We start from the raw sequence: 21,282 nt of genomic DNA on the forward strand, positions 1-21,282 counted from the left end.
ATGGGACAAGACGTCAGAAGTCCCCGAGGTCCACGGTGCATCGCGCTGGTGGGCCCATTCCAAAGCGGTAAAACCACACTTCTCGAAGCAATATTGGCGCGAACCGGCGCCATCCCGCGCGCCGGCAGCGTCGACGCCGGAACTTCCGTCGGCGACGCCACGCCGGAGGCCCGTCATCACAAGATGACCGTCGGCCTCACTGCTGCCACCACGAGTTTCATGGGCGACAGCTATACCTTCCTCGATTGTCCCGGTTCCGTCGAATTCGCCCACGACATGCGCGCCGCGCTGCCCGCGGTCGACGCCGCGATCGTGGTCTGCGAGGCCGACGAGAAGAAGCTGCCGCAGCTTCAGATCATCCTGCGCGAGCTGGAGGAGCTGAAGATCCCGCGTTTCCTGTTCCTCAACAAGATCGATCGCGCCAACAACCGCATCCGCGAAACGCTCGCCATGCTCCAGCCCGCCTCGCGCGTGCCGCTGGTGCTGCGCCAGATCCCGATCTGGAAGGACGAGCTGATCGAGGGCTTCGTCGATCTCGCGCTGGAGCGCGCATTCGTCTACCGCGAGCACAAGGCCTCCGAAGTGGTCGCGCTCGAAGGCGGCAATCTCGATCGCGAGAAGGAAGCTCGCTTCTCGATGCTGGAGAAGCTCGCCGACCACGACGACGCGCTGATGGAGCAGTTGCTCGAAGACATCCAGCCGCCGCGCGATGCGGTGTTCGACGATCTCGCCCGCGAATTGCGCGAGGGGCTGATCTGCCCCGTGCTGCTGGGCGCTGCCGCGCGCGAGAACGGCGTGCTGCGTTTGATGAAGGCGCTGCGTCACGAGGCGCCGGGCGTTGCGGAGACGGCAAAACGTCTCGGCGTTCCCGAGACCAGGGACGCGCTCGGTTTCGTCTTCAAGACGCTGCATTCGCAGCACGGCGGCAAGCTGTCGCTGACGCGGCTGCTCGCCGGCCGTCTCGACGACGGTGCGACCGTGCAATCCTCCTCCGGCGGAGCGGGCCGCATCTCCGGCATCCTTGCCGTCAACGGCGCCTACGACACCAAGCGCGCGGCGGCGGAAGCCGGCGACACGGTGGCGCTCGCCAAAGTCGATCCGATCAAGACCGGTGACACGGTCTCGAACGGCAAGACCCCGCCGGCGGCGCTCGCAGCCAGCGAGCCGACGCCGCCTGTGCTCGCGATCTCGGTTGCGGCCACCGATCGCAAGGACGACGTCAAGCTCGGCCAGGCGCTGACGCGGCTGCACGAGGAGGATCCCTCGCTCGTCATCGTGATGAACGCCCAGACCCACGACACCGTGCTGTGGGGGCAGGGCGAGATGCACTTACGCGTCGCCAGCGAGCGGCTGCGCGACCGCTTCGGCGTCAAGATCGCCTCGCATCCGCCTGCGATCGGCTACCAGGAGACCATTCGCAAGCCGATCGTCCAGCGCGGCCGCCACAAGAAGCAGTCCGGCGGCCACGGTCAGTTCGGCGACGTCGTTCTCGACATCAGGCCGCTGCCGCGCGGCGAGGGGTTCAAGTTCGCCGAGAAGGTCGTCGGCGGTGCCGTGCCGCGCAATTACATCGGCGCGGTGGAAGAAGGCGTCGTCGACGGATTGACGCGCGGTCCGCTCGGTTTCCCCGTCACCGATGTGCAGGTGACGCTGACCGACGGCTCCTATCACAGCGTCGATTCCTCCGACCTCGCCTTCCGCACGGCGGCGCGGGTCGGGCTCAACGAAGGTCTGCCGCACTGCCAGTCGGTGCTGCTGGAGCCGATCCACGTGGTCGAGATCGTCTGCCCGACCGACGCCACCGCCAAGATCAACGCGATCCTGTCGGCGCGGCGCGGCCAGATCCTCGGCTTCGACACCCGCGACGGCTGGAGCGGATGGGACTGCGTCCGCGCCATGATGCCGGAAGCGGAGATCGGCGAGCTCATCGTCGAGCTGCGCTCGGCCACCGCCGGTGCTGGCAGCTTCACCCGTCAGTTCGACCACATGGCCGAAGTCACGGGACGCGCCGCCGACCAGATCATCGCCGCGCACCAGCACGCGGCGTAACCGGCGTCGCATAGTAAGGGAGGCACCACTCTCTCTCTCCCTCTCCCCGTTCTTGCGGGGAGAGGGTGGGGTGAGGGGGTATCTCCGCGCGTGCGGTGGTTTCCATGGGCTGAGCCTCTCTCCACGCGGCAATGACGGGGAAACAATTGGGGCCTCGTGAAGCCCTTGCGCTCAGCCCTAGATGATGTATTTTACATCATTGTATATGGGTGAAATATCACTTATAAGCTTTAATACGTGAGGCCAAGGTGATCACGTCATTCCAGATGCGGGCAGCCCGCGCGCTGCTCGGCATTGACCAGAGGACCTTGGCGGAACTTGCAGGCGTGTCGCTGCCGACCATCCAGCGGATGGAGGCGAGCACCGGCAACGTTCGTGGCGTGGTCGAGACCTTGATGAGGGTGGTCGATGCGTTCGAGCGGGCCGGCGTCGAGCTGATCGGCGAACAGGCGCGCAGCGACAGCGGCGGACGCGGCGTTCGGCTGAAAGAGCCGGGGCCGCCACGCCGGGGTGGGGCGTGATCCCGCGATGATCATGCCCGGAAGCAGGTTGAACTAACGCACCGTCGCGCCGAAGCACGCGGCCGCACGATGCATCGGAGCGTTGTGGGCAGCGGAGCACTTTGCTGAAATGAGCATCACGGGCGAACACGCAGGCAAGCTGCACCAGCTTCGTCAGCCGACCTTTGCCGAACTGTATTTGCCAAAGCTCGTCACCGTCTGGCGCGAGGGCTACGGCGTCGCGGATTTCCGCGCCGACGTCTTCGCCGGCCTCACGGTTGCGATCGTCGCGCTGCCGCTGTCGATGGCGATCGCGATCGCTTCTGGCGTGACGCCGGATCGCGGTCTCTATACTGCGGTCGTCGGCGGCTTCATCGCCTCGCTGCTCGGCGGCAGCCGGTTCCAGATCGGCGGGCCTGCCGGCGCGTTCATCGTATTGGTCGCAGCGACCGCGGAGCGGCACGGCGTCGATGGCGTCATCCTCGCCACCCTGATGGCGGGCCTGTTCCTGATCGCCGCGGGCCTGTTGCGGGTCGGCACCTACATCAAGTTCATTCCCTATCCCGTCACGGTCGGATTCACCGCCGGCATCGCCGTGATCATTTTTGCGAGCCAGCTTCATGATCTCGGCGGGATCACGCTGGTCGGGAAGGAGCCCAGCGAGTTTGTTCCGAAACTCGTCGCGCTCGCCGGGGGTCTGCACACCATCAATCCGTCCGCCGTCGTCGTGGCCATCGTCAGCATCGCCATCATTGCCGTCTTGCGGCGCTGGCGGCCGTCCTGGCCCGGCATCCTGATCGCGGTCGTGCTGGCGGCGGTCGCGTGTGCTGCATTGTCGCTGCCGGTCGAGACCATCGGATCGCGCTTCGGCGGCATTCCGCGCGAATTGCCGTCGCCGGCCTTGCCGGCGTTCTCGCTTGCGAAGGTGCGGGCGGTGCTGCCCGACGCGATCTCGTTCGCACTGCTGGCGGCCATCGAATCGCTGCTGTCGGCGGTGGTGGCCGATGGCATGACCGGACGCCGCCACCGTTCCAATTGCGAACTGGTGGCACAGGGCGTCGCCAATATCGGCTCGGCGCTGTTCGGCGGCATCTGCGTCACCGGCCTGATCGCGCGCACCGCCACCAACATCCGCGCCGGCGGGCGCGGGCCGCTGGCGGGCATGCTACATTCGGTCTTCCTGCTGCTGTTCATGCTGATCGCAGCGCCCCTCGCCAGCTACATCCCGCTCGCCGCGCTCGCTTCCGTGCTCGTGGTGGTGGCCTGGACCATGGCGGAGAAGCACGAATTCGCGACGCTGCTGCGCTCGTCATGGGGCGACGCAATCGTGCTGCTCGCGACCTTCCTGCTCACCATCTTCCGCGACCTGACCGAAGGCATCCTGGTCGGTTTCGCGCTCGGCGCGGTGCTGTTCATCCATCGCATGGCGGAGATGACGGGCATCGAGGAGCGCTCGCCGCTGGTGGCGGACGACCGTCCCGACGACGGCAATGGCGAGCGCGTACCTTACGATCCCGCGCTCGCGGTCGACCGCGACGTGCTGGTCTATCGCATCACCGGCGCGTTCTTCTTCGGCGCCGCGTCCGCGATCGGAAACGTGCTCGACGGCATTGCCGGCCAGCGCAAGGGTCTCGTGGTCGACTTCGCCGCGGTGCCGTTCCTGGATTCGACCGCGGCCAACGTGCTCGGCCGCGTCGCCGCCAAGGCCCACCGCCAGGGCATCCGGCTGTTCATCACGGGGGCGTCGCCCGCGGTTCGCCGTGCGCTGCTCACCCACGGCGTGACGCCGCCGCGTGCCCGCTACCGCGAGACGATCGAGCGCGCCGTCGCCGACATCAAGGGCGGCGCGGCGCGGCCCGCAGCCGACGATCCAGCCAGGACCTGACCGCCGCCGCGACGCGACGCTCCGCGCGCTTGACAGAGCCGGCCGGACGCGAAATGGATCGCCTTCGACGCGCCCCGAAGGAAGGATCACCGTGACCAAGACTCCCGCAGCCTGTCTGATCGGATGGCCGGCCGCGCATTCGCGCTCGCCGCTGATCCATCATTACTGGCTGCGCACGCTCGGGATCGAGGGCGGCTATGTCATCGAGGCGGTGCCGCCCGAGGATCTCAGAGATTTCGTGCTGCGGCTGTCGCTGCGCGGCTTCGTCGGCGCCAACGTCACCATCCCGCACAAGGAGGACGTGCTGGCGCTGTCGACGCCCGACGCGCGCGCCAAGGCCGTGGGCGCTGCCAACACGCTGTGGTTCGCGGACGGCGAGCTGCGCTCGACCAATACCGACGTCGAGGGTTTCATCGGCAATCTCGATGCCGCCGCGCCCGGCTGGGACGAAGCGGAAGAGGCGCTCGTGCTCGGTGCGGGCGGCTCCTCGCGCGCGGTCGTGTTCGGCCTGCTCGAACGCGGAATCAAGCGCATCCATCTCGTCAATCGCACCATCGCGCGGGCCGAGACGCTTGCAGGACAGTTCGGATCGAACGTGCATCCCATGACGTGGGACGCCGTCAACGACGTCCTGCCACGGGCAAAAATTCTCGCGAACACGACCTCGCTCGGCATGCACGGCCAGCCGGCACTCGATATCGACGTGGCGCGACTGCCGGAGGCCGCCGTCGTCGCCGATCTCGTCTACGTTCCCCTGGTGACGCCGCTGCTGGCGGCCGCAAAGGCGCGCGGCCTGAAGACCGCCGACGGGCTCGGCATGCTGCTGTACCAGGCGGTGCGCGGCTTCGAGCTGTGGTTCGGCCAGCGGCCGCAGGTCACGGCCGAATTGCGCGCGCTGGTCGAAGCCGATCTCACAAAGACTTGAGAGAATAGTGCGCGATCTCCGGCGTTCTCTCTTCGTGGGGACAATCGGAGACTGTCATGACCATCCAACGCGCAACTTTCACACGTCCGCTCATCGCCGTCGCGATGGTGGCCACTTCCACTCTTTGTGCCTTCGCGCAGAAGGCGCCGGTGCCGACGCGCGTGCGCGGCACGATCGAGAGCGTCAACGGCGACACGATGCAGGTCAAGTCGCGCAGCGGCGAGGACGTCAAGCTGCATATCGCCCCTGACGTGAACGTGTCGGGGATTACAAAAATTTCACTCGCCGACATCAAGGTCGGCTCCTTCGTCGGCGCGACGACGGTGCCGGGACCGGACGGCGGCCAGAACGCCGTCGAGGTGCATGTGTTTCCGGAAAGCATGCGCGGCACCGGCGAGGGCTCGCGGCCCTATGACCTGAAGCCGAATTCGAGCATGACCAACGCCACCGTGTCGGACAGCGTGGTCGGCAATGACGGCCATACGCTGCTGGTCAAGTACAAGGACGGCGAGAAGAAGGTGTTCGTCGCCGACAGCACGCCGGTGGTGACCTTCGTGCCCGGCGACAAATCCGATCTGAAGGCCGGCGCAAAGGTGATTGCGTTCCTGAAGCCGTTGCCGGACGGCTCGTTCGAGACCAACCGCGTCAGCGTCGGCCGTGATGGTCTGACCCCGCCGATGTGATCGGCGGGACGGGGAATAGCGGCGATCGCACGGGGTTGCCGTGTTTGATCGCCGCAACGCCCTGGAGGGGACCGTCATGTTGAAGCTGAATAATCTAGCGCCACGCCTTGCCGTCGCCGCATTCGTCGCCTGCATCGTGACGTCTTCCGTCCAGGCGCAACAGGCGCCGACGGTCCGCATCCGCGGCACCATCGAGAGCGTCGACGGCAACATGCTCGGCATCAAGACGCGCGAAGGCAGCGACGTGAAGGTGAAGATGACCGACAACGTCGCGGTCTTCGCCGTGGTGAAGACGCAGTTGTCGGAGATCAAGGACGGCTCCTATATCGGCGTCACCGGCATGCCCGAGCCCGACGGCACCCAGAAGGCGATCGCGGTGCATATCTTCCCGGAGAACCAGCGCGGCGCCGCCGAAGGCTTCCGGCCCTGGGACGCCCGCACAAATTCGACCATGACCAACGCCACCGTGGCGCAGACGGTCAAGGGCACCGACGGCCAGAACATCACGGTCAAGTACAAGGACGGTGAGAAGAAGGTGGTGGTGCCGCCGGACACGCCGATCGTCACCTTCATCGCCAGCGACAAGTCGGAAGTGAAGCCCGGCGCCAAGCTGATCATCTTCGGTGCGGCGAAGAAGGAGGATGGCTCGCTTGAGGCCAACCGGGTGAATGTGGGGCGGGACGGGATCACGCCGCCGATGTGAGCGATCGAGCGCTGAACTCATAGGGTGGGCAAAGGCGCACTTGCGCCGTGCCCACCACTTTCCTGCGTTTCGCGAAATTGGTGGGCACGCTCCGCTTTGCCCACCCTGCGGCACCGCTGCTGCGGCTACATCGCAATGATGTGGTCGTCGATCTCGTCGATCGTGTTGACGCCGCACAGGCCCATGGTGGTGAGCAGCTCTTTCTGGATGATGTCGATCGCCTTGGCGACGCCGGCCTGGCCGCCGGCGCCGAGGCCGTAGGCGTAGGCGCGGCCGATCATGCAGGACTTTGCGCCGAGCGCGAGCGCGCGCATCACGTCCTGGCCGGAGCGGATGCCGCCGTCGAACATGACCTCCATCTTGTCGCCGACCGCGTCCGCAATCTCGGGCAGCACCTCGATCGAGGACGGCGCGCCGTCGAGCTGACGGCCGCCATGGTTGGAGACGACCAGCGCCTGCGCGCCGGTCTTGGCGGCTTCCTCGGCGTCCTCGACGTCCAGAATGCCCTTGATGATGAGCTTGCCCGGCCAGATGCTGCGGACCCATTCGACGTCCTTCCAGCTCAAGGACGTGTCGAACTGCGAGGCGGTCCACTCGGCGAGGCGGTTGAGGTCCTCGGTGTTCTTCACGTGGCCGGCGATGTTACCGAAGGTGCGGCGCTTGCCTTGCAGCACGCCGGAGACCCAGGCGGGCTTGCTGGCGAAATCCAAGAGTTTCGACAGCGACCATTCCGGCGGCACCGTCATGCCGTTCTTGATGTCGGCATGGCGCTGGCCGATCACCTGGAGGTCGACGGTGAGCACTAGCGCGCTGCACTTCGCCGCCATCGCGCGCTGAATCAATTCCTTGATGAAGCCGCGGTCCTTCATCACGTAGAGCTGGAACCAGAACGGCTTCTCGACATTGGCGGCGATGTCCTCGATCGAGCAGATCGACATCGTCGATTGCGTGAACGGGATGCCGGCGGCCTGCGCGGCGCGGCAGGCGTGGATCTCGCCGTCGCCATGCTGCATGCCGAGCAGGCCGACCGGCGCGAGCATCAGCGGCATGGTCGAGCGCTCGCCGAGAATCGTGGTCGAGGTGTCGCGCCTGGAGACGTCGACCAGGATGCGCTGGCGGAATTTTATTGCCTGCATGTCCTCGCGGTTGGCGCGCAGCGTTTCCTCGGCATAGGAGCCGCGGTCGCAATAGTCGAAGAACGCTTTCGGCACGCGCCGCTGATGCAGCGTGCGAAGGTCGTCGATACAGGTGATATGCTTCATGAACGTTCCCCCGGCCCGTCTTGTCTCAAGAGTCTTGCATCAGAAGATTGAGTGGTCATCTAGCATGGTTGGATGCACAGCCAAATCGTTTGAGAGGAGGGCGTCATGACCAGGCGGCACAGCGAGCCGACGCCGGAAGAGATCAAGGAGAAGCAGGACCTCGAGGACGCCCTCGAAGAGGGCCTGGAAGAGACCTTCCCGGGCTCCGATCCCGTCAACGTCACCCAGCCGCCGCCGAGCCGCGCAGACGGCCATGTGAAGCGCTCCGGTTAGGTCGGGTTCCGCACCGTTCCCCGGCATCAGGTGGAAATATAACGTTAACAATGAGTTAGCGGCGCGCGCTGTCCCCGGTTCCGTAATGATTCATCATATTTTTTGAAGCCAAGTTAGCCGCGATGGCTTTATAACAACTCAGCAAATCAGGGATGCGGGGCCCGCCCGGGCACCCGGAGGTTGTCGTGGGGATTCCTGGTTGTTGCTCGGGGGACGATATGAGCCGCAAATATTTCGGGACGGACGGGATTCGGGGCCGCGCCAACGGACTGATCACGCCGGAGCTCGCGCTCAAGGTCGGCCAGGCCGCAGGCCTTGCGTTTCAGCGTGGTGACCACCGCCACCGGGTCGTGATCGGCAAGGACACGCGCCTGTCCGGCTACATGATCGAATACGCGATGGTCGCGGGCTTCACCTCCGTCGGCATGGACGTGCTGCTGGTCGGCCCGATGCCCACGCCGGCGGTCGCGATGCTGACCAAGTCGATGCGCGCCGATCTCGGCGTGATGATCTCGGCCTCGCACAATCTGTTCGAGGACAACGGCATCAAGCTGTTCGGCCCGCAAGGCTTCAAGCTGTCCGACGACGTCGAGAAGCAGATCGAGCAGTTGCTCGACGAGCCGATCGACAAGCGTCTCGCACAAAGTGCGAGTCTCGGCCGCGCCCGCCGTATCGACGGCGTGCACGACCGCTACATCGAATTCGCCAAGCGCACGCTGCCGCGCGACCTCTCGCTCGACGGCCTGCGCGTCGTGATCGATTGCGCCAATGGCGCCGCCTACAAGGTGGTGCCGGAAGCGCTGTGGGAGCTGGGCGCCGACGTCGTACCGATCGGCGTCGAGCCCGACGGCTTCAACATCAACAAGGATTGCGGTTCGACCTCGCCGGAGGCGCTGTCGCGGAAGGTGCGCGAGATGCGCGCCGACATCGGCATTGCGCTCGATGGTGACGCCGACCGCGTCATCCTGGTCGACGAGCGCGGCCATGTCGTCGACGGCGACCAGCTGCTGGCGGTGATCGCGCAGAGCTGGAAGGAAGACGGCCGCCTCTCGCGTCCCGGCATCGTCGCCACCGTGATGTCCAATCTCGGCCTCGAGCGTTTCCTCAAGGGGCAGGGGCTTGATCTCGTGCGCACGCCGGTCGGCGATCGCTACGTGCTCGAGCAGATGCTGAGCGGCGGCTACAATCTCGGCGGCGAGCAGTCCGGTCACATCATCCTCTCCGACTACGCCACCACCGGCGACGGCTTCGTCGCCGCACTTCAGGTGCTGGCCGTGGTGCAGAAGTCGCGCCGGCCGGTGTCGGAAGTCTGCCACCGCTTCGACCCGCTGCCGCAGATCCTCAAGAACGTCCGCCACAAGGGCGGCAAGCCGCTCGACGATTCCGACGTCAAGTCGGCGATCTCGGACGGCGAGAAGCGCCTCAACGGCCACGGCCGCTTGCTGATCCGCTCGTCGGGCACCGAGCCGGTGATCCGCGTCATGGGCGAGGGCGAGGACCGCATCCTGGTCGAGGACGTCGTCGACACCATCGTCTCCGCGCTCGGGCACGCGGCGGCTTGAGGTTTTCAAGCGCGAGCGGCGTGGGGTGATCTCACCCCACGTGCAGTATCGTAGGGTGGGCAAAGCGCAGCGTGCCCACGCGTCCGTCGCCATATCGGAAAGATGGTGGGCACGGCGCAAGGGCGCCTTTGCCCACCCTACGATTCCGGACTCGCTGAGCTGCGCATCCCAGCCATAAGCGATTGGCGGTGGTTCCGTCGCCGCTGGCATCGTAATCAGCAGGTCGCGGCAATCTGCCGCGCCGGGATGCTGCATTGAACAAGCCTGTCGTCGTCTCAGAGGAAACGCTGACCGAGCCCGTCGTCGTCGCCGAGGTTGCACCCGCCGCCAAGGCTGCGGGCCCCGCTTATATCGTGCTCGCCGGCATCAGCGTCTCGCACTTCCTCAACGACACCATGCAGTCGCTGATCGCCTCGGTGTATCCGATCCTGAAGGACACCTACGCGCTCGACTTCGCGCAGATCGGCATGATCACGCTGGCCTTCCAGTTCACGGCCTCGCTGCTTCAGCCGGTGGTCGGGCACTACACCGACAAGAAGGCGCAGCCTTATTCGCTGGCGATCGGCATGGCCTCGACCTTCTTCGGCCTGCTGCTGCTCAGCGTCGCCCACCAATATCTGATCATCCTCGTTGCGGCGGCCTTCGTCGGCCTCGGCTCGGCGGTGTTTCACCCGGAGTCGGCGCGCATCGCGCGGCTCGCCTCCGGCGGCCGCTACGGTTTTGCCCAATCGGTGTTCCAGCTCGGCGGCAGTTTCGGCACCTCGATGGGACCGGTGCTCGCGGCGCTGATCGTGGTGCCGTTCGGGCAGGGCAGCATCGCCTGGTTCTCCTCGATCGCGTTCCTCGCGATTGTCATCCTCTGGCGCATCGGCCGCTGGTACGCGCCGCAGATCAAGGCGAAGAAGACGGTCGCGGTTCAGGCCCATCCTGATGCGCCGAGCTCGCGCCGCGTGACGGTCGCGCTGCTCGTGCTCATCGCGCTCCTGTTCTCCAAGCAGCTCTACGTCTCCAGCCTGTCGAGCTACTACATCTTCTATCTGATCGACCGCTTCGGCGTGTCGACGCAGGCGGCGCAGATCTATCTCTTCATCTTCCTTGCGGCGAACGCGGTCGGCGCGTTCCTCGGCGGACCGCTGGGTGATCGCTTCGGCCGCAAGATCGTGATCTGGATCTCGATCCTGGGCGCGCTGCCGTTCACCCTGGCGCTGCCCTATGCCGGGCTCTATGCGAGCGCTGTCCTGTCCGTGATCATCGGCCTGATCATCTCCTCGACGACGTCGTCGATCATCGTGTTCGCGCAGGAGCTGGTGCCGCACCGCTTCGGCATGATCTCCGGCGTTTTCTTCGGCGTCGCCTTCGGCATCGGCGGCCTGGGCGCCGCCGTGCTCGGCAAGCTCGCCGACCACACCTCGATCGCGTTCGTCTATCAGGTCTGCGCTTACCTGCCGGCGATCGGGCTGCTCGCGGTGTTCCTGCCCAAGCTGCCGCGGCACGCGCGTTAACACTTCCTCATTTGTTGCGCTGCAGCTTCATACATCGTTAGCAATTGCGGCGGCAAAGCGTTTTCCAGCGAAGTGGACGCCGGTTCGCGTCGAGAAAACGCGTCAAATCGAAAATCACCGACGCATTTTTGCAACGCTTCGGCCGCATCCGCGTGTGCTGTCAGAAAAAATCAACCTTAAAAATTAGGGTTAAGTGGCGCTTAAACATTTGGTGCGATCGTCCCCCGTGAGTTTCCAGAACGTGAGGCCTGCGTATTTGCCTCACCGGCCAAAAGGACGAAGCCAATGCGTAGCGTTAAGTCTCTCCTTGCCGCGGGTGCGGCATCCCTGATCTCGTCGATGGCGTTCGCCGCCGATATGCCGATCGCGGTTCCCCCTCCCATGTACGCGCCGCCGGCTCCGCCCGCCGATTTCGGCGGCTGGTATCTCCGTGGCGACGTCGGCATGACCAACCAGAGTGCCAAGCGCATCGACAGCGCCCTGCCGGCTGGCTACTCGAAGACGACGGAAGGCCTCGGCTTCGACTCGGCCGGGCTGTTCGATCTCGGCGTCGGCTATCGCTTCAACAACTGGTTCCGCGCGGACGTGATCGGCCAGTACCGTGGCAAATCCAATCTGCACGGCAGCGACAACGTCGTTGGACCGGGCTTCGTCGGCGTCAACAATTACAGCGGCAGCAAGTCCGAGTGGGTCGTGATGGCCAACGCCTATGTCGATCTCGGCACCTGGTGGTGCATCACCCCGTTCATCGGCGCCGGTGTCGGCGGCTCCTACAACAAGATCAGCGGCTTCCGCGACGACGGCGTGTCGTACAGCCCCGGTCTCAACAACAGCGTCGCCTACTTCGCCGACAACGGAAAGTGGAACTTCGCCTGGGCCGCACATGCCGGTCTCGCCTACAAGGTCAACCCCGGCTTCACCGTCGAACTGGCCTACAGCTACATGAACCTCGGCGACGGCGCGCCCGGCAACTACCGCCTGTTCGACAACAGCGCTTCGGGCCCGACCTCGATCAAGGTCAAGGAAATCACCTCGCACGACATCAAGCTCGGCGTGCGCTGGGATCTCAACAGCCCGCCGGCCTACATGCCGCCGCCGCTCGTCACCAAGGGCTGATAGCAAGCCTCATCGCTTAAGATGTCTTAACGGCGCGGGATCATCCCGCGCCGTTTTGCTTTGCGTATTTTTCATGCCGAGTGGCGATGAAAGGCCCTCACGCAACCATTGGTTAAGGTTAACGAGCCATGATCAGCATCGAAAGTTCGAGTTCGATGGAGCGTTGCGATGCGTGGGCTTTTGTTGGCGGCGGTGATGTTGGGGACGGTGTCTGCCGCGCACGCGGCCGATATGCCGGACCTGCCCGTGCTGCGCGGGGGCTTCACCGACGGCTTGTCGAAGACATCCCACAACTGGGACGGCTTCTACGCCGGCGGCAACTTCGGCTACACCACAGACTCGAGCGATTTCGGCCAGAGCGTGGTCGGCCTGACCAACTACATCTTCCGCGACTCTGTGCTGCAAGGGCCGACGTCGACGTGGTCGCTCCTCAAGACGAACACCACGCAAGGCACGAATTTCGGCGGCTTCGTCGGCCGCAATTGGCAATGGTATGATGCCGTTCTCGGCCTCGAAGGCACCTACACCTATTTCAACAATCTCAAGACGTCGTCGTCCGGCTACAACTCGCTCGATATCGTCAATCCGCCCGGTGACGTCCAGCCCACCGGCGTGACCAACCACTATCTCACGACATTGACCGGCACCGCTTCGGCGCAGGTGAAGGACATGGTCACACTCCGCGGGCGCGTGGGCTGGGATGGCGGCGATTTCATGCCGTACATGTTCGCCGGCGCCGCCGTCGGCCGGATGGACGTCTCCCGCACCGTGACCAGCGATGTGAAGCTGCGCCAGGATGCAACCGTTACGGACGGGTTCGGCAACGTCATCACCGTCACCGGCACGCCGATGCAGGTCGACGCGCAGTCGCAGACGCAAAGCCAGCACAAGACCAACGCTTTCGTGGCCGGTTGGGTCGCCGGCCTCGGGTTCGAATACTGCCTGTGGAACGGGCTGTTCGCGCGGGTGGAATACGAATACGTGAAATTCTCGCCCGTTATGAACACCTCGGTGACGCTGAACAATGCGCGCGTCGGGCTCGGCTACAAGTTCTGACGCCGTTCATCCGCTGCGCGATGGTTGACAGGCCGGCGCCGTCCTGATGCTCTGTCGCTCCAAAAAATGGGCGGCGGCGATGAAGATCTACGGCGATAGCAATTCCGGCAATTGTCTCAAGGTGAAGTGGGTCTGCGACAAGCTCGCGGTGCCCTATCACTGGATCGAGATCGACACCCGCAAGGGCGAGACGCGCACGCCGCAATTCCTGAAGATGAACGGTGCCGGCCAGGTGCCGACCGTCGCCTTCGACGACGGCCGCACGCTGGCGCAGTCCAATGCCATCATCCGTTATCTCGCCCGCGACAGCGCGCTCATTCCGCGCGATGCCTTCACGGCGGCCAAGATGGACGAGTGGCTGTTCTGGGAGCAGTACAGCCACGAGCCCTATATCGCGGTGTGCCGCTTCGTCCTCGTCTATCTCGGCAAGGACGCATCCGAGCTCGATCCCGACAAGGTCAAGCGCGGCTATGCGGCGCTCGACCACATGGAGCAGCATCTCGCCGCCAGCCGCTTCTTCGCGGGCGAAGAGGTTTCGCTCGCCGACATCTCGCTGCTCGCCTATACGCGCGTGGCGCATGAAGGCGGCTTCGATCTCGGCCGCCATGCGTCCATCCGTCGCTGGATCGGCGAAGCCGAGGCGTTTCTCGGCCTGCCGCCGGCGCGCTGAGGCCGGAGTTTCCAATATGAACGACAAGTCCGTGTCCATTCGTCCCGCACGCCGCGAGGACGTCGCGGCGATTGTCGCGATGCTCGCCGACGATCATCTCGGGCGCGCCCGCGAGCGTGTGGAGGATCCGCTGCCTGCGTCCTATTACGCGGCGTTCGAGCGGGTCGAGCGCGATTCCAATCTGACGCTAGTGGTCGCCGAGAGCGAGGGCAGGGTGGTTGGCTGTTTGCAGCTCGCGGTGCTGCCGGGCCTCAGCTCGCAAGGCGGCATGCGTGGTCTGCTCGAAGACGTCCGCGTTGCCACCGATTGTCGCAGCCGCGGCATCGGCGAGCAATTGGTGCAATGGGCGATCGCGGAAGCGAAAGCGCGCGGTTGCAATCTGGTCGAATTGTTGACGCATCAGACGCGAACAGATGCGCAGCGCTTCTACAAGCGGCTGGGATTCGCTGCGAGCCATGTCGGCATGACTGTCCGCTTTTGAGGCGGCGCGTTTTGAGGCAGCTCATTGCGAGCGTTGCGCGATCAGCGGAATCGGATCGCGCATTCGTTCATCTTAAGAGCTGATAAACTACCCGTTCGTCGTTCACGTTGATTGGGGAACGAACGGTGCTACGCAGCGTCAGGACACCGGGCTCGGTCGGTTCGGGGATTTCGATGACAAATTATTCGATGATCAAGGTCGGCAACGACTACGTTGTGCAGGCCAACGACAAATGCATTTTGAAGGTCGGCAGCCGCCGCCGTGCGGCGCAATTGATCAGCGATGCCACGGGCTTGCTGAATGCGCTCGCTAACGTGGAATCCCCCGATGTCGCGCCGGAATTACCTTCACGCCGCCGTGAGCCGCCGGAAGTTTCTTGACTGGTCTACCCGATTCCCGTATCAGCCGCGGCGGGACACCTCCCCCCAACGGGAGGCTTACTATCTGGAAGGGTAGATCATGACTGTAGCGAAGCCCGCTTCGCGGCCGAACGTGCCGCATTTCTCCTCCGGCCCCTGCGCCAAGCGCCCCGGCTGGAACGCCCAAAATCTCAAGGACGCAGCGCTCGGCCGTTCGCATCGCGCGAAGGTCGGCAAGACCAAGCTCAAGCTCGCGATCGATCTGACGCGCGAAGTGCTTGAAGTGCCGGCCGATTATCGCATCGGCATCGTGCCGGCGTCCGATACCGGCGCGGTCGAGATGGCGCTGTGGTCGCTGCTCGGCGCACGGCCCGTCACCACGCTCGCCTGGGAATCCTTCGGCGAAGGCTGGGTCAGCGATATCGTCAAGGAATTGAAGCTCAAGGACGTCACCAAGCTCAACGCTCCTTACGGTGAAATCCCCGACCTCTCCAAGGTCGATCCCAAGAGCGATGTCATCTTCACCTGGAACGGCACGACTTCAGGCGTGCGCGTGCCGAACGCCGATTGGATCAAGGCAGACCGCGAAGGTCTCACGATCTGCGACGCTACGTCTGCCGCCTTCGCGCAGCCGCTCGATTTTTCAAAACTCGATGTCGTCACCTTCTCCTGGCAGAAGGCGCTGGGCGGCGAAGCCGCGCACGGCATGCTGATCTTGTCGCCGCGCGCTGTGGAGCGGCTCGAGACCTACAAGCCGGCCTGGCCGCTGCCGAAGATTTTCCGCATGACCAAGGGCGGCAAGATCAACGAAGGCATCTTCGTCGGCGAGACCATCAACACGCCGTCGATGCTCTGCGTCGAGGACTATCTCGACGCGCTGAACTGGGCCAAGTCGATCGGCGGCCTCAAGGCGCTGATCGCACGCGCCGACGCCAACACCAAGGTGCTCGCCGACTGGAAGGCGAAGACGCCCTGGATCGACTTCCTGGCCAAGGACGCGGCGATCCGCTCCAACACCTCGGTGTGCCTGAAGTTCACCGATCCCGCGATCACCTCGCTCTCGGACGACGCGCAGGCGGAGTTCTCCAAGAAGCTGGTCGCGCTGATCGAGAAGGAAGGCGCCGGTTACGACTTCGCGTACTATCGCGATGCGCCGGCCGGCCTGCGCATCTGGTGCGGCGCCACCGTCGAGGCCAAGGACGTCGAGATCCTGACGCAGTGGATCGACTGGGCCTTCGCCGAGACCAAGGCCGCGCTCGCCAAGGCCGCGTAAGTTCTTACCCTCCCCTGGAGGGGGAGGGTCGACGCACCGCCAGGTGCGGCGGGGTGGGGTGATCTCTCCACACGGCGCACCGGCGATTATCTTTTTGCAGCTTCACCCCACCCCGGCGCTTCGCGCCGACCCTCCCCCTCCAGGGGAGGGTGTGAAGGACAGATCCCATGACCAAACCCAAAGTTCTCATCTCCGACGCACTTTCTCCCGCTGCCGTGCAGATCTTCAAGGATCGCGGCGTCGAGGTCGACTTCCAGCCCAACCTCGGCAAGGACAAGGACAAGCTCGCCGAGATCATCGGCAATTACGACGGCCTCGCCATCCGCTCGGCGACCAAGGCGACCGCGAAGATCCTCGAGAAGGCGACCAACCTCAAGGTGATCGGCCGCGCCGGCATCGGCGTCGACAATGTCGAGATCCCCGCCGCCACGGCCAAGGGCATCATCGTGATGAACACGCCGTTCGGCAATTCGATCACGACCGCCGAGCACGCCATCACCCTGATGCTGGCGCTCGCCCGCGAGATCCCGCAGGCCGACGCCTCGACCCAGGCCGGCAAGTGGGAGAAGAACCGCTTCATGGGTGTCGAGATCACCGGCAAGGTGCTCGGCGTCGTCGGCTGCGGCAATATCGGCTCGATCGTCGCCGACCGCGCGCTCGGCCTGCGCATGAAGGTCGTCGCGTTCGATCCGTTCCTGTCGCCCGAGCGCGCCAAGGACATCGGCGTCGAGAAGGTCGATCTCGACGATCTCTTGAAGCGCGCCGACTTCATCACCCTCCATACCCCGCTGACCGAGAAGACCAAGAACATCATCGATGCGGCCGCGATCGCCAAGATGAAGAAGGGCGTACGCCTGATCAACTGCGCGCGTGGCGGCCTCGTCGACGAGCAGGCGGTGGTCGATGCGCTCAATTCCAAGCACATCGCCGGTGCCGCCTTCGACGTCTTCGTCGAGGAGCCTGCCAATGCGAACGTGCTGTTCGGCCATCCCAACGTGATCTGCACGCCGCATCTCGGCGCCTCCACGACCGAAGCGCAAGAGAACGTCGCGCTCCAGGTCGCCGAGCAGATGTCGGACTATCTTCTCACGGGTGCGATCTCGAATGCCGTGAACTTCCCCTCGATCACGGCGGAAGAGGCGCCGAAGCTGAAGCCGTTCATTGCGCTCGCCGAGAAGCTCGGCTCGTTCGCCGGCCAGCTCACCGAGAGCGGCATCCTCAAGGTCGAGATCACCTATGAAGGCCACGTCGCCGAGATGAAGATCAAGGCGATCACCTCGGCCGTGCTGTCGGGCCTGCTGCGGCCGATGCTGGGCGAGGTGAACGTCGTCTCTGCGCCCGTCGTCGCCAAGGAGCGCGGCATGGTGGTGGACGAGATCGTCCGCGCCGCGCAGAGCGATTATGAAAGCCTGATTACCGTCACGGTGGCGACGGAGCGCCAGGAGCGCTCGGTCTCCGGCACCGTGTACCATGACGGCAAGCCGCGATTGGTCGACGTCAAGGGCATCCGCGTGGACGCCGAGTTCGGCAAGTCGATGATCTACATCACGAACGAGGACAAGCCGGGCTTCATCGGCCAGTTCGCAAGCCTGCTCGGCGACGCCAAGATCAACATCGCCACCTTCCATCTCGGTCGCGTCGCGCCCGGCAGCGATGCCATCGCGCTGGTCGAGGTCGACGGCGCGGTGCCGGCCGACCTGCTCGCCAAGGTGCAGGCCCTGCCGCAGGTCAAGCAGGCCAAGGCGCTGACGTTCTGAGACGCGATCAATCCGCGGCGCGCACCACGGAATGACGGGCATCATATATTCCGACCTGCGGAACAACGCCGCCCTTCTCGCGAGGGCGGCGTTTTTGTTGATGCAGCGCCGCGCGTTATTTTCCCCGCTCCCGCCAAACTTTGTGTACCAATGGCGCCCAGAACGCTTCGTATCAACGCTCCGTTCAAAATCGTTCGACAAGGGAGAAAACAATGCGTGAAGCCGTCATCGTTTCCTATGCGCGCACGGGCCTCGCGAAATCCGGCCGCGGCGGGTTCAACATCACGCCGCCGATGTCGCTCGCGGCCCATGCCATCCACCATGCGGTCGATCGCGCCGGTGTCGAGAAGGACTATGTCGAGGATTGCTATCTCGGCAATTGCGCCCATGGCGCGCCGAACATCGGTCGCCAGGCCGCGCTGCTGGCCGGCCTGCCGACGACCACCGCCGGCGTCTCGGTGAACCGCTTCTGCTCCTCGGGCCTCCAGACCATCGCGATGGCCGCCAACTCGATCCGCTCGGACGGTGCCGATTGCATCGTCGCCGGCGGCGTCGAGAGCATCTCGATCCCCGGCGGCGGGACGCCGAAGGAATCGATCGATCCCGAATTGCTCAAGGTCGCGCCCGATATCTTCATGGCGATGATCGACACCGCCGACATCGTCGCCGAGCGCTACAAGCTCAGCCGCGAATACCAGGACGAGTTCTCGCTGGAATCACAGCGCCGCATGGCGGCGTCGCAGCAGGCCGGCAAGTACAAGGACGAGATCGTCCCGATGAAGACGAAGATGAAGGTCGTCGACAAGCAGACCAAGGCGGAGTCGATCGTCGATTACGTCGTCGATCGCGACGAGTGCAACCGCCCCGAGACCACGCTGGAGGGCCTTGCCAAGCTCGAGCCGGTGAAGGGCCCCGGCAAGTTCGTCACCGCCGGCAATGCCAGCCAGCTCTCCGACGGCGCCGCCGCCGTGGTGCTGATGGAAGCCAAGGACGCCGAGAAGCGCGGCCTCAAGCCGCTCGGCCGCTTCGTCGCCTGGGCGACCGCGGGCTGCGAGCCGGACGAGATGGGCATCGGTCCCGTGTTCGCGATCCCGAAGCTGCTCAAGCGCACCGGCCTGAAGATCGACGACATCGATCTGTGGGAGCTCAACGAGGCCTTCGCCAGCCAGTGCCTCTATTCGCGCGACAAGCTCGGCATCGATCCCGCCAAGTACAACGTCAACGGCGGCTCGATCGCGATCGGCCATCCCTTCGGCATGACCGGCGCCCGCCTCACCGGCCACCTGCTCCAGGAAGGTGCGCGCCGCAAGGCCAAATGGGGCGTCGTGACCATGTGCATCGGCGGTGGCCAGGGCGGCGCCGGCCTGTTCGAGATCTACAGCTGATCAAAGAGCTGATCTGAGCCCACGTGAAAGTGAAAGGCACGGCGCCGCAAGCGCCGTGCCTTTTTCGTTGCGCATCGAACACCGCAAACCTATAAGCCTTCCGTCGGAAAAGGCAGATTTGGTCTGGTAAGCCCAAATCCTTTCGGTAACGAAAGCTCTGGTCTTTGGCCTTGTGCACGAGATCCCCGCGACGAACATCGGACGCCACGCAGGCGTCCCATCGTTCGTCCGTGTGATTCTCGAAGTCCTGGGAACGCTCCGGTCGAACATCGACCACAGGAGCGTCTCGTGCAAAATCAATCCCCTGATATCTACGACGTCGTCATTGCCGGTGCCGGTCCTGTCGGCCTGTTTCTGGCCTGCGAGCTGCGGCTCGCAGATCTCTCGGTTCTGGTGCTGGAGCAGGCACAGGACCCGTACTCGGCCCTGAAGCAACTCCCGTTCGGCCTGCGCGGCCTGTCGATCCCCACGACCGAAGCCTTTCACCGGCGCGGCCTGCTGGACGAGATCGTCGCCGCGCAGCGCGAGCGTTCCGGCGCGATCAAGAGTGCGGCTCACTGGATGCAGCAGACGCGGCGGCCCGCAGGTCATTTCGCCGGCATCCAGTTTTATCAGGACAACATCGATGTCGCGAAGTGGCCCTGGCGCCTGCCAACGCCGGCTGATGCCGGCTTCGCGATCGACATGGAGACTCTCGAATCCATCCTGACCGCGCGCGCATGCAGCATGGGCGTCGAGATCCGGCATGGCTTCGGCGTCGATGCCATTATCGTTTCAGACGAAGACGTGACAGTGCAGGCGGCCGGTGAGATTTTTCGGGGACGCTGGCTCGGCGGCTGTGACGGCGGCCGCAGCACGGTGCGCAAGCTGAGCGGATTCGATTTCGTCGGCACCGACCCCGAATTCACGGGCTATTCCGTCGACGTCGAGCTGGCCGATCCGGACAAGCTTGGTCCGGGCCGCAACGACACGCCGACCGGCATGTACACCTATACACAGCCCGGGACGATCGCGATGGTCGATTTCGACGGAGGTGCTTTCCACCGGACCGAGCCGATCACGCGCGAGCATGTGCAGAGGGTCTTGCGCCGCGTCTCCTGCACGGACGTCACCATCACGGCGCTTCGCCTTGCCGCCACCTGGACGGATCGGGCTCATCAGGCAACGACCTATCGCAAAGGGCGCGTGTTTCTCGCGGGCGATGCCGCCCACATCCATTCGCCGCTCGGCGGCCAGGGCCTCAATCTCGGCCTCGGCGATGCGATGAATCTGGGTTGGAAGCTGGCTGCTGCGATCCGCGGCCATGCGCCGGCTGACCTGCTGGATACCTATTCGCGCGAGCGGCATCCGGTGGGCGCGCAGGTCCTCGATTGGTCGCGTGCGCAGGTCGCGATCATGCGGCCGACGCCGAGCAGCCGCGCGCTCCAAGTCATCATTCGCGATCTCATCGAGACCTCGGATGGCGCGACTTACTTCGCCGAGCGTGTCCGCGGCGTGTCGCTCCGTTACGATCTCGGTGGCAGCCATCCGCTTGTCGGGCGAAGTGCTCCCGATTTCCAGTTGCTTGACGGGACGACGGTGGGAGCTCTGCTGAGAGCTGGGAAGGGACTATTGCTGGACTTCGACGCGCGCGCACCGCTTCGCGCGCTTGCGAGCGGCTGGGCTGACCGGATCGATTATGTCGCTGATGAGCCCAGGGACCGGCTGGGCGTGAGCGCGTTGCTGCTGCGCCCCGATGGTTGTGTCGGGTGGGCCAGTGACGGTGTCCCTGACCAAGGTGAGGCCGCCCAGGCTGCGTCTCGATGGTTCGGCGGCTAGGCGCAGCGCTCTCTCACCACTCG

19 protein-coding genes are annotated in these 21,282 nt (G+C 64.8%); 18 read left to right on the top strand and 1 reads right to left on the bottom strand.

Annotation, left to right across the window (positions count from 1 at the left end; all coding sequences use genetic code 11):
- The 6 genes from I3J27_RS05905 (at position 1) to I3J27_RS05930 (ending at position 6,745) form a co-directional block, all read left to right on the top strand.
- Positions 1–2,049 carry an elongation factor G gene (locus I3J27_RS05905; RefSeq protein WP_270166330.1) on the top strand — a complete coding sequence of 683 codons (2,049 nt, stop codon included), beginning with the start codon at positions 1–3 and terminating at the stop codon, positions 2,047–2,049.
- 248 nt (positions 2,050–2,297) lie between these two features.
- A complete protein-coding gene (locus tag I3J27_RS05910; RefSeq protein WP_270166332.1) occupies positions 2,298–2,570 on the top strand; it encodes a helix-turn-helix domain-containing protein in 273 nt (90 codons plus the stop codon).
- A 109-nt stretch (positions 2,571–2,679) separates the two neighbouring features.
- Complete coding sequence (locus tag I3J27_RS05915; protein WP_270166334.1) at positions 2,680–4,434, top strand: SulP family inorganic anion transporter; 1,755 nt, start codon at positions 2,680–2,682, stop codon at positions 4,432–4,434.
- Between the two features lie 85 nt (positions 4,435–4,519).
- Positions 4,520–5,359, top strand: a complete 840-nt coding sequence (locus tag I3J27_RS05920) for a shikimate dehydrogenase (protein WP_270172582.1) — start codon at positions 4,520–4,522, stop codon at positions 5,357–5,359.
- A 56-nt stretch (positions 5,360–5,415) separates the two neighbouring features.
- Positions 5,416–6,042 (top strand): hypothetical protein, encoded by a 627-nt coding sequence (locus I3J27_RS05925; protein WP_270166336.1) that lies wholly within the window; start codon positions 5,416–5,418, stop codon positions 6,040–6,042.
- A 76-nt stretch (positions 6,043–6,118) separates the two neighbouring features.
- Complete coding sequence (locus tag I3J27_RS05930; protein ID WP_270166338.1) at positions 6,119–6,745, top strand: single stranded DNA-binding domain-containing protein; 627 nt, start codon at positions 6,119–6,121, stop codon at positions 6,743–6,745.
- Positions 6,746–6,870: 125 nt separating this feature from the next.
- On the opposite strand, the gene I3J27_RS05935 is transcribed toward I3J27_RS05930, so the two are convergent.
- Positions 6,871–8,007 carry an alpha-hydroxy acid oxidase gene (locus I3J27_RS05935; protein WP_270166340.1) on the bottom strand — a complete coding sequence of 379 codons (1,137 nt, stop codon included), beginning with the start codon at positions 8,005–8,007 and terminating at the stop codon, positions 6,871–6,873.
- A gap of 105 nt (positions 8,008–8,112) precedes the next feature.
- On the opposite strand from I3J27_RS05935, the gene I3J27_RS05940 reads away from it, so the two are divergent.
- From I3J27_RS05940 to I3J27_RS05995, 12 genes are all read left to right on the top strand, one after another.
- On the top strand, positions 8,113–8,280 hold the full coding sequence (locus I3J27_RS05940; protein WP_270166342.1) for a hypothetical protein: 168 nt from the start codon (positions 8,113–8,115) through the stop codon (positions 8,278–8,280).
- 218 nt (positions 8,281–8,498) lie between these two features.
- Complete coding sequence (gene glmM, locus I3J27_RS05945) at positions 8,499–9,842, top strand: phosphoglucosamine mutase (RefSeq protein ID WP_270166344.1); 1,344 nt, start codon at positions 8,499–8,501, stop codon at positions 9,840–9,842.
- A gap of 254 nt (positions 9,843–10,096) precedes the next feature.
- The gene (locus I3J27_RS05950) at positions 10,097–11,344 is read left to right on the top strand and encodes an MFS transporter (RefSeq protein ID WP_270166346.1); all 1,248 of its coding nucleotides are present in this window, start codon (positions 10,097–10,099) and stop codon (positions 11,342–11,344) included.
- Between the two features lie 285 nt (positions 11,345–11,629).
- Complete coding sequence (locus tag I3J27_RS05955) at positions 11,630–12,460, top strand: outer membrane protein (RefSeq protein ID WP_270166348.1); 831 nt, start codon at positions 11,630–11,632, stop codon at positions 12,458–12,460.
- 168 nt (positions 12,461–12,628) lie between these two features.
- Positions 12,629–13,516, top strand: a complete 888-nt coding sequence (locus I3J27_RS05960; protein ID WP_270166350.1) for an outer membrane protein — start codon at positions 12,629–12,631, stop codon at positions 13,514–13,516.
- Positions 13,517–13,595: 79 nt separating this feature from the next.
- Positions 13,596–14,186, top strand: coding sequence for a glutathione S-transferase family protein (locus I3J27_RS05965; RefSeq protein ID WP_270166352.1), 591 nt, complete (start codon positions 13,596–13,598; stop codon positions 14,184–14,186).
- A gap of 16 nt (positions 14,187–14,202) precedes the next feature.
- Positions 14,203–14,667 carry a GNAT family N-acetyltransferase gene (locus tag I3J27_RS05970; RefSeq protein ID WP_270166353.1) on the top strand — a complete coding sequence of 155 codons (465 nt, stop codon included), beginning with the start codon at positions 14,203–14,205 and terminating at the stop codon, positions 14,665–14,667.
- 173 nt (positions 14,668–14,840) lie between these two features.
- Positions 14,841–15,047, top strand: a complete 207-nt coding sequence (locus I3J27_RS05975) for a hypothetical protein (protein WP_270166355.1) — start codon at positions 14,841–14,843, stop codon at positions 15,045–15,047.
- 79 nt (positions 15,048–15,126) lie between these two features.
- Positions 15,127–16,299: a phosphoserine transaminase gene (locus I3J27_RS05980; RefSeq protein WP_270166357.1), complete on the top strand. Its 1,173-nt coding sequence runs from the start codon at positions 15,127–15,129 to the stop codon at positions 16,297–16,299.
- A gap of 167 nt (positions 16,300–16,466) precedes the next feature.
- Positions 16,467–18,056, top strand: a complete 1,590-nt coding sequence (gene serA, locus I3J27_RS05985) for a phosphoglycerate dehydrogenase (RefSeq protein ID WP_270166359.1) — start codon at positions 16,467–16,469, stop codon at positions 18,054–18,056.
- A gap of 212 nt (positions 18,057–18,268) precedes the next feature.
- Positions 18,269–19,441 (top strand): thiolase family protein, encoded by a 1,173-nt coding sequence (locus I3J27_RS05990; RefSeq protein WP_211396606.1) that lies wholly within the window; start codon positions 18,269–18,271, stop codon positions 19,439–19,441.
- A 288-nt stretch (positions 19,442–19,729) separates the two neighbouring features.
- On the top strand, positions 19,730–21,259 hold the full coding sequence (locus I3J27_RS05995; RefSeq protein WP_270166363.1) for an FAD-dependent monooxygenase: 1,530 nt from the start codon (positions 19,730–19,732) through the stop codon (positions 21,257–21,259).
- Positions 21,260–21,282: the final 23 nt, after the last annotated feature.

The sequence above is a fragment of the Bradyrhizobium xenonodulans genome (genome assembly GCF_027594865.1).
In the GTDB taxonomy this organism is placed as follows: domain Bacteria; phylum Pseudomonadota; class Alphaproteobacteria; order Rhizobiales; family Xanthobacteraceae; genus Bradyrhizobium; species Bradyrhizobium xenonodulans.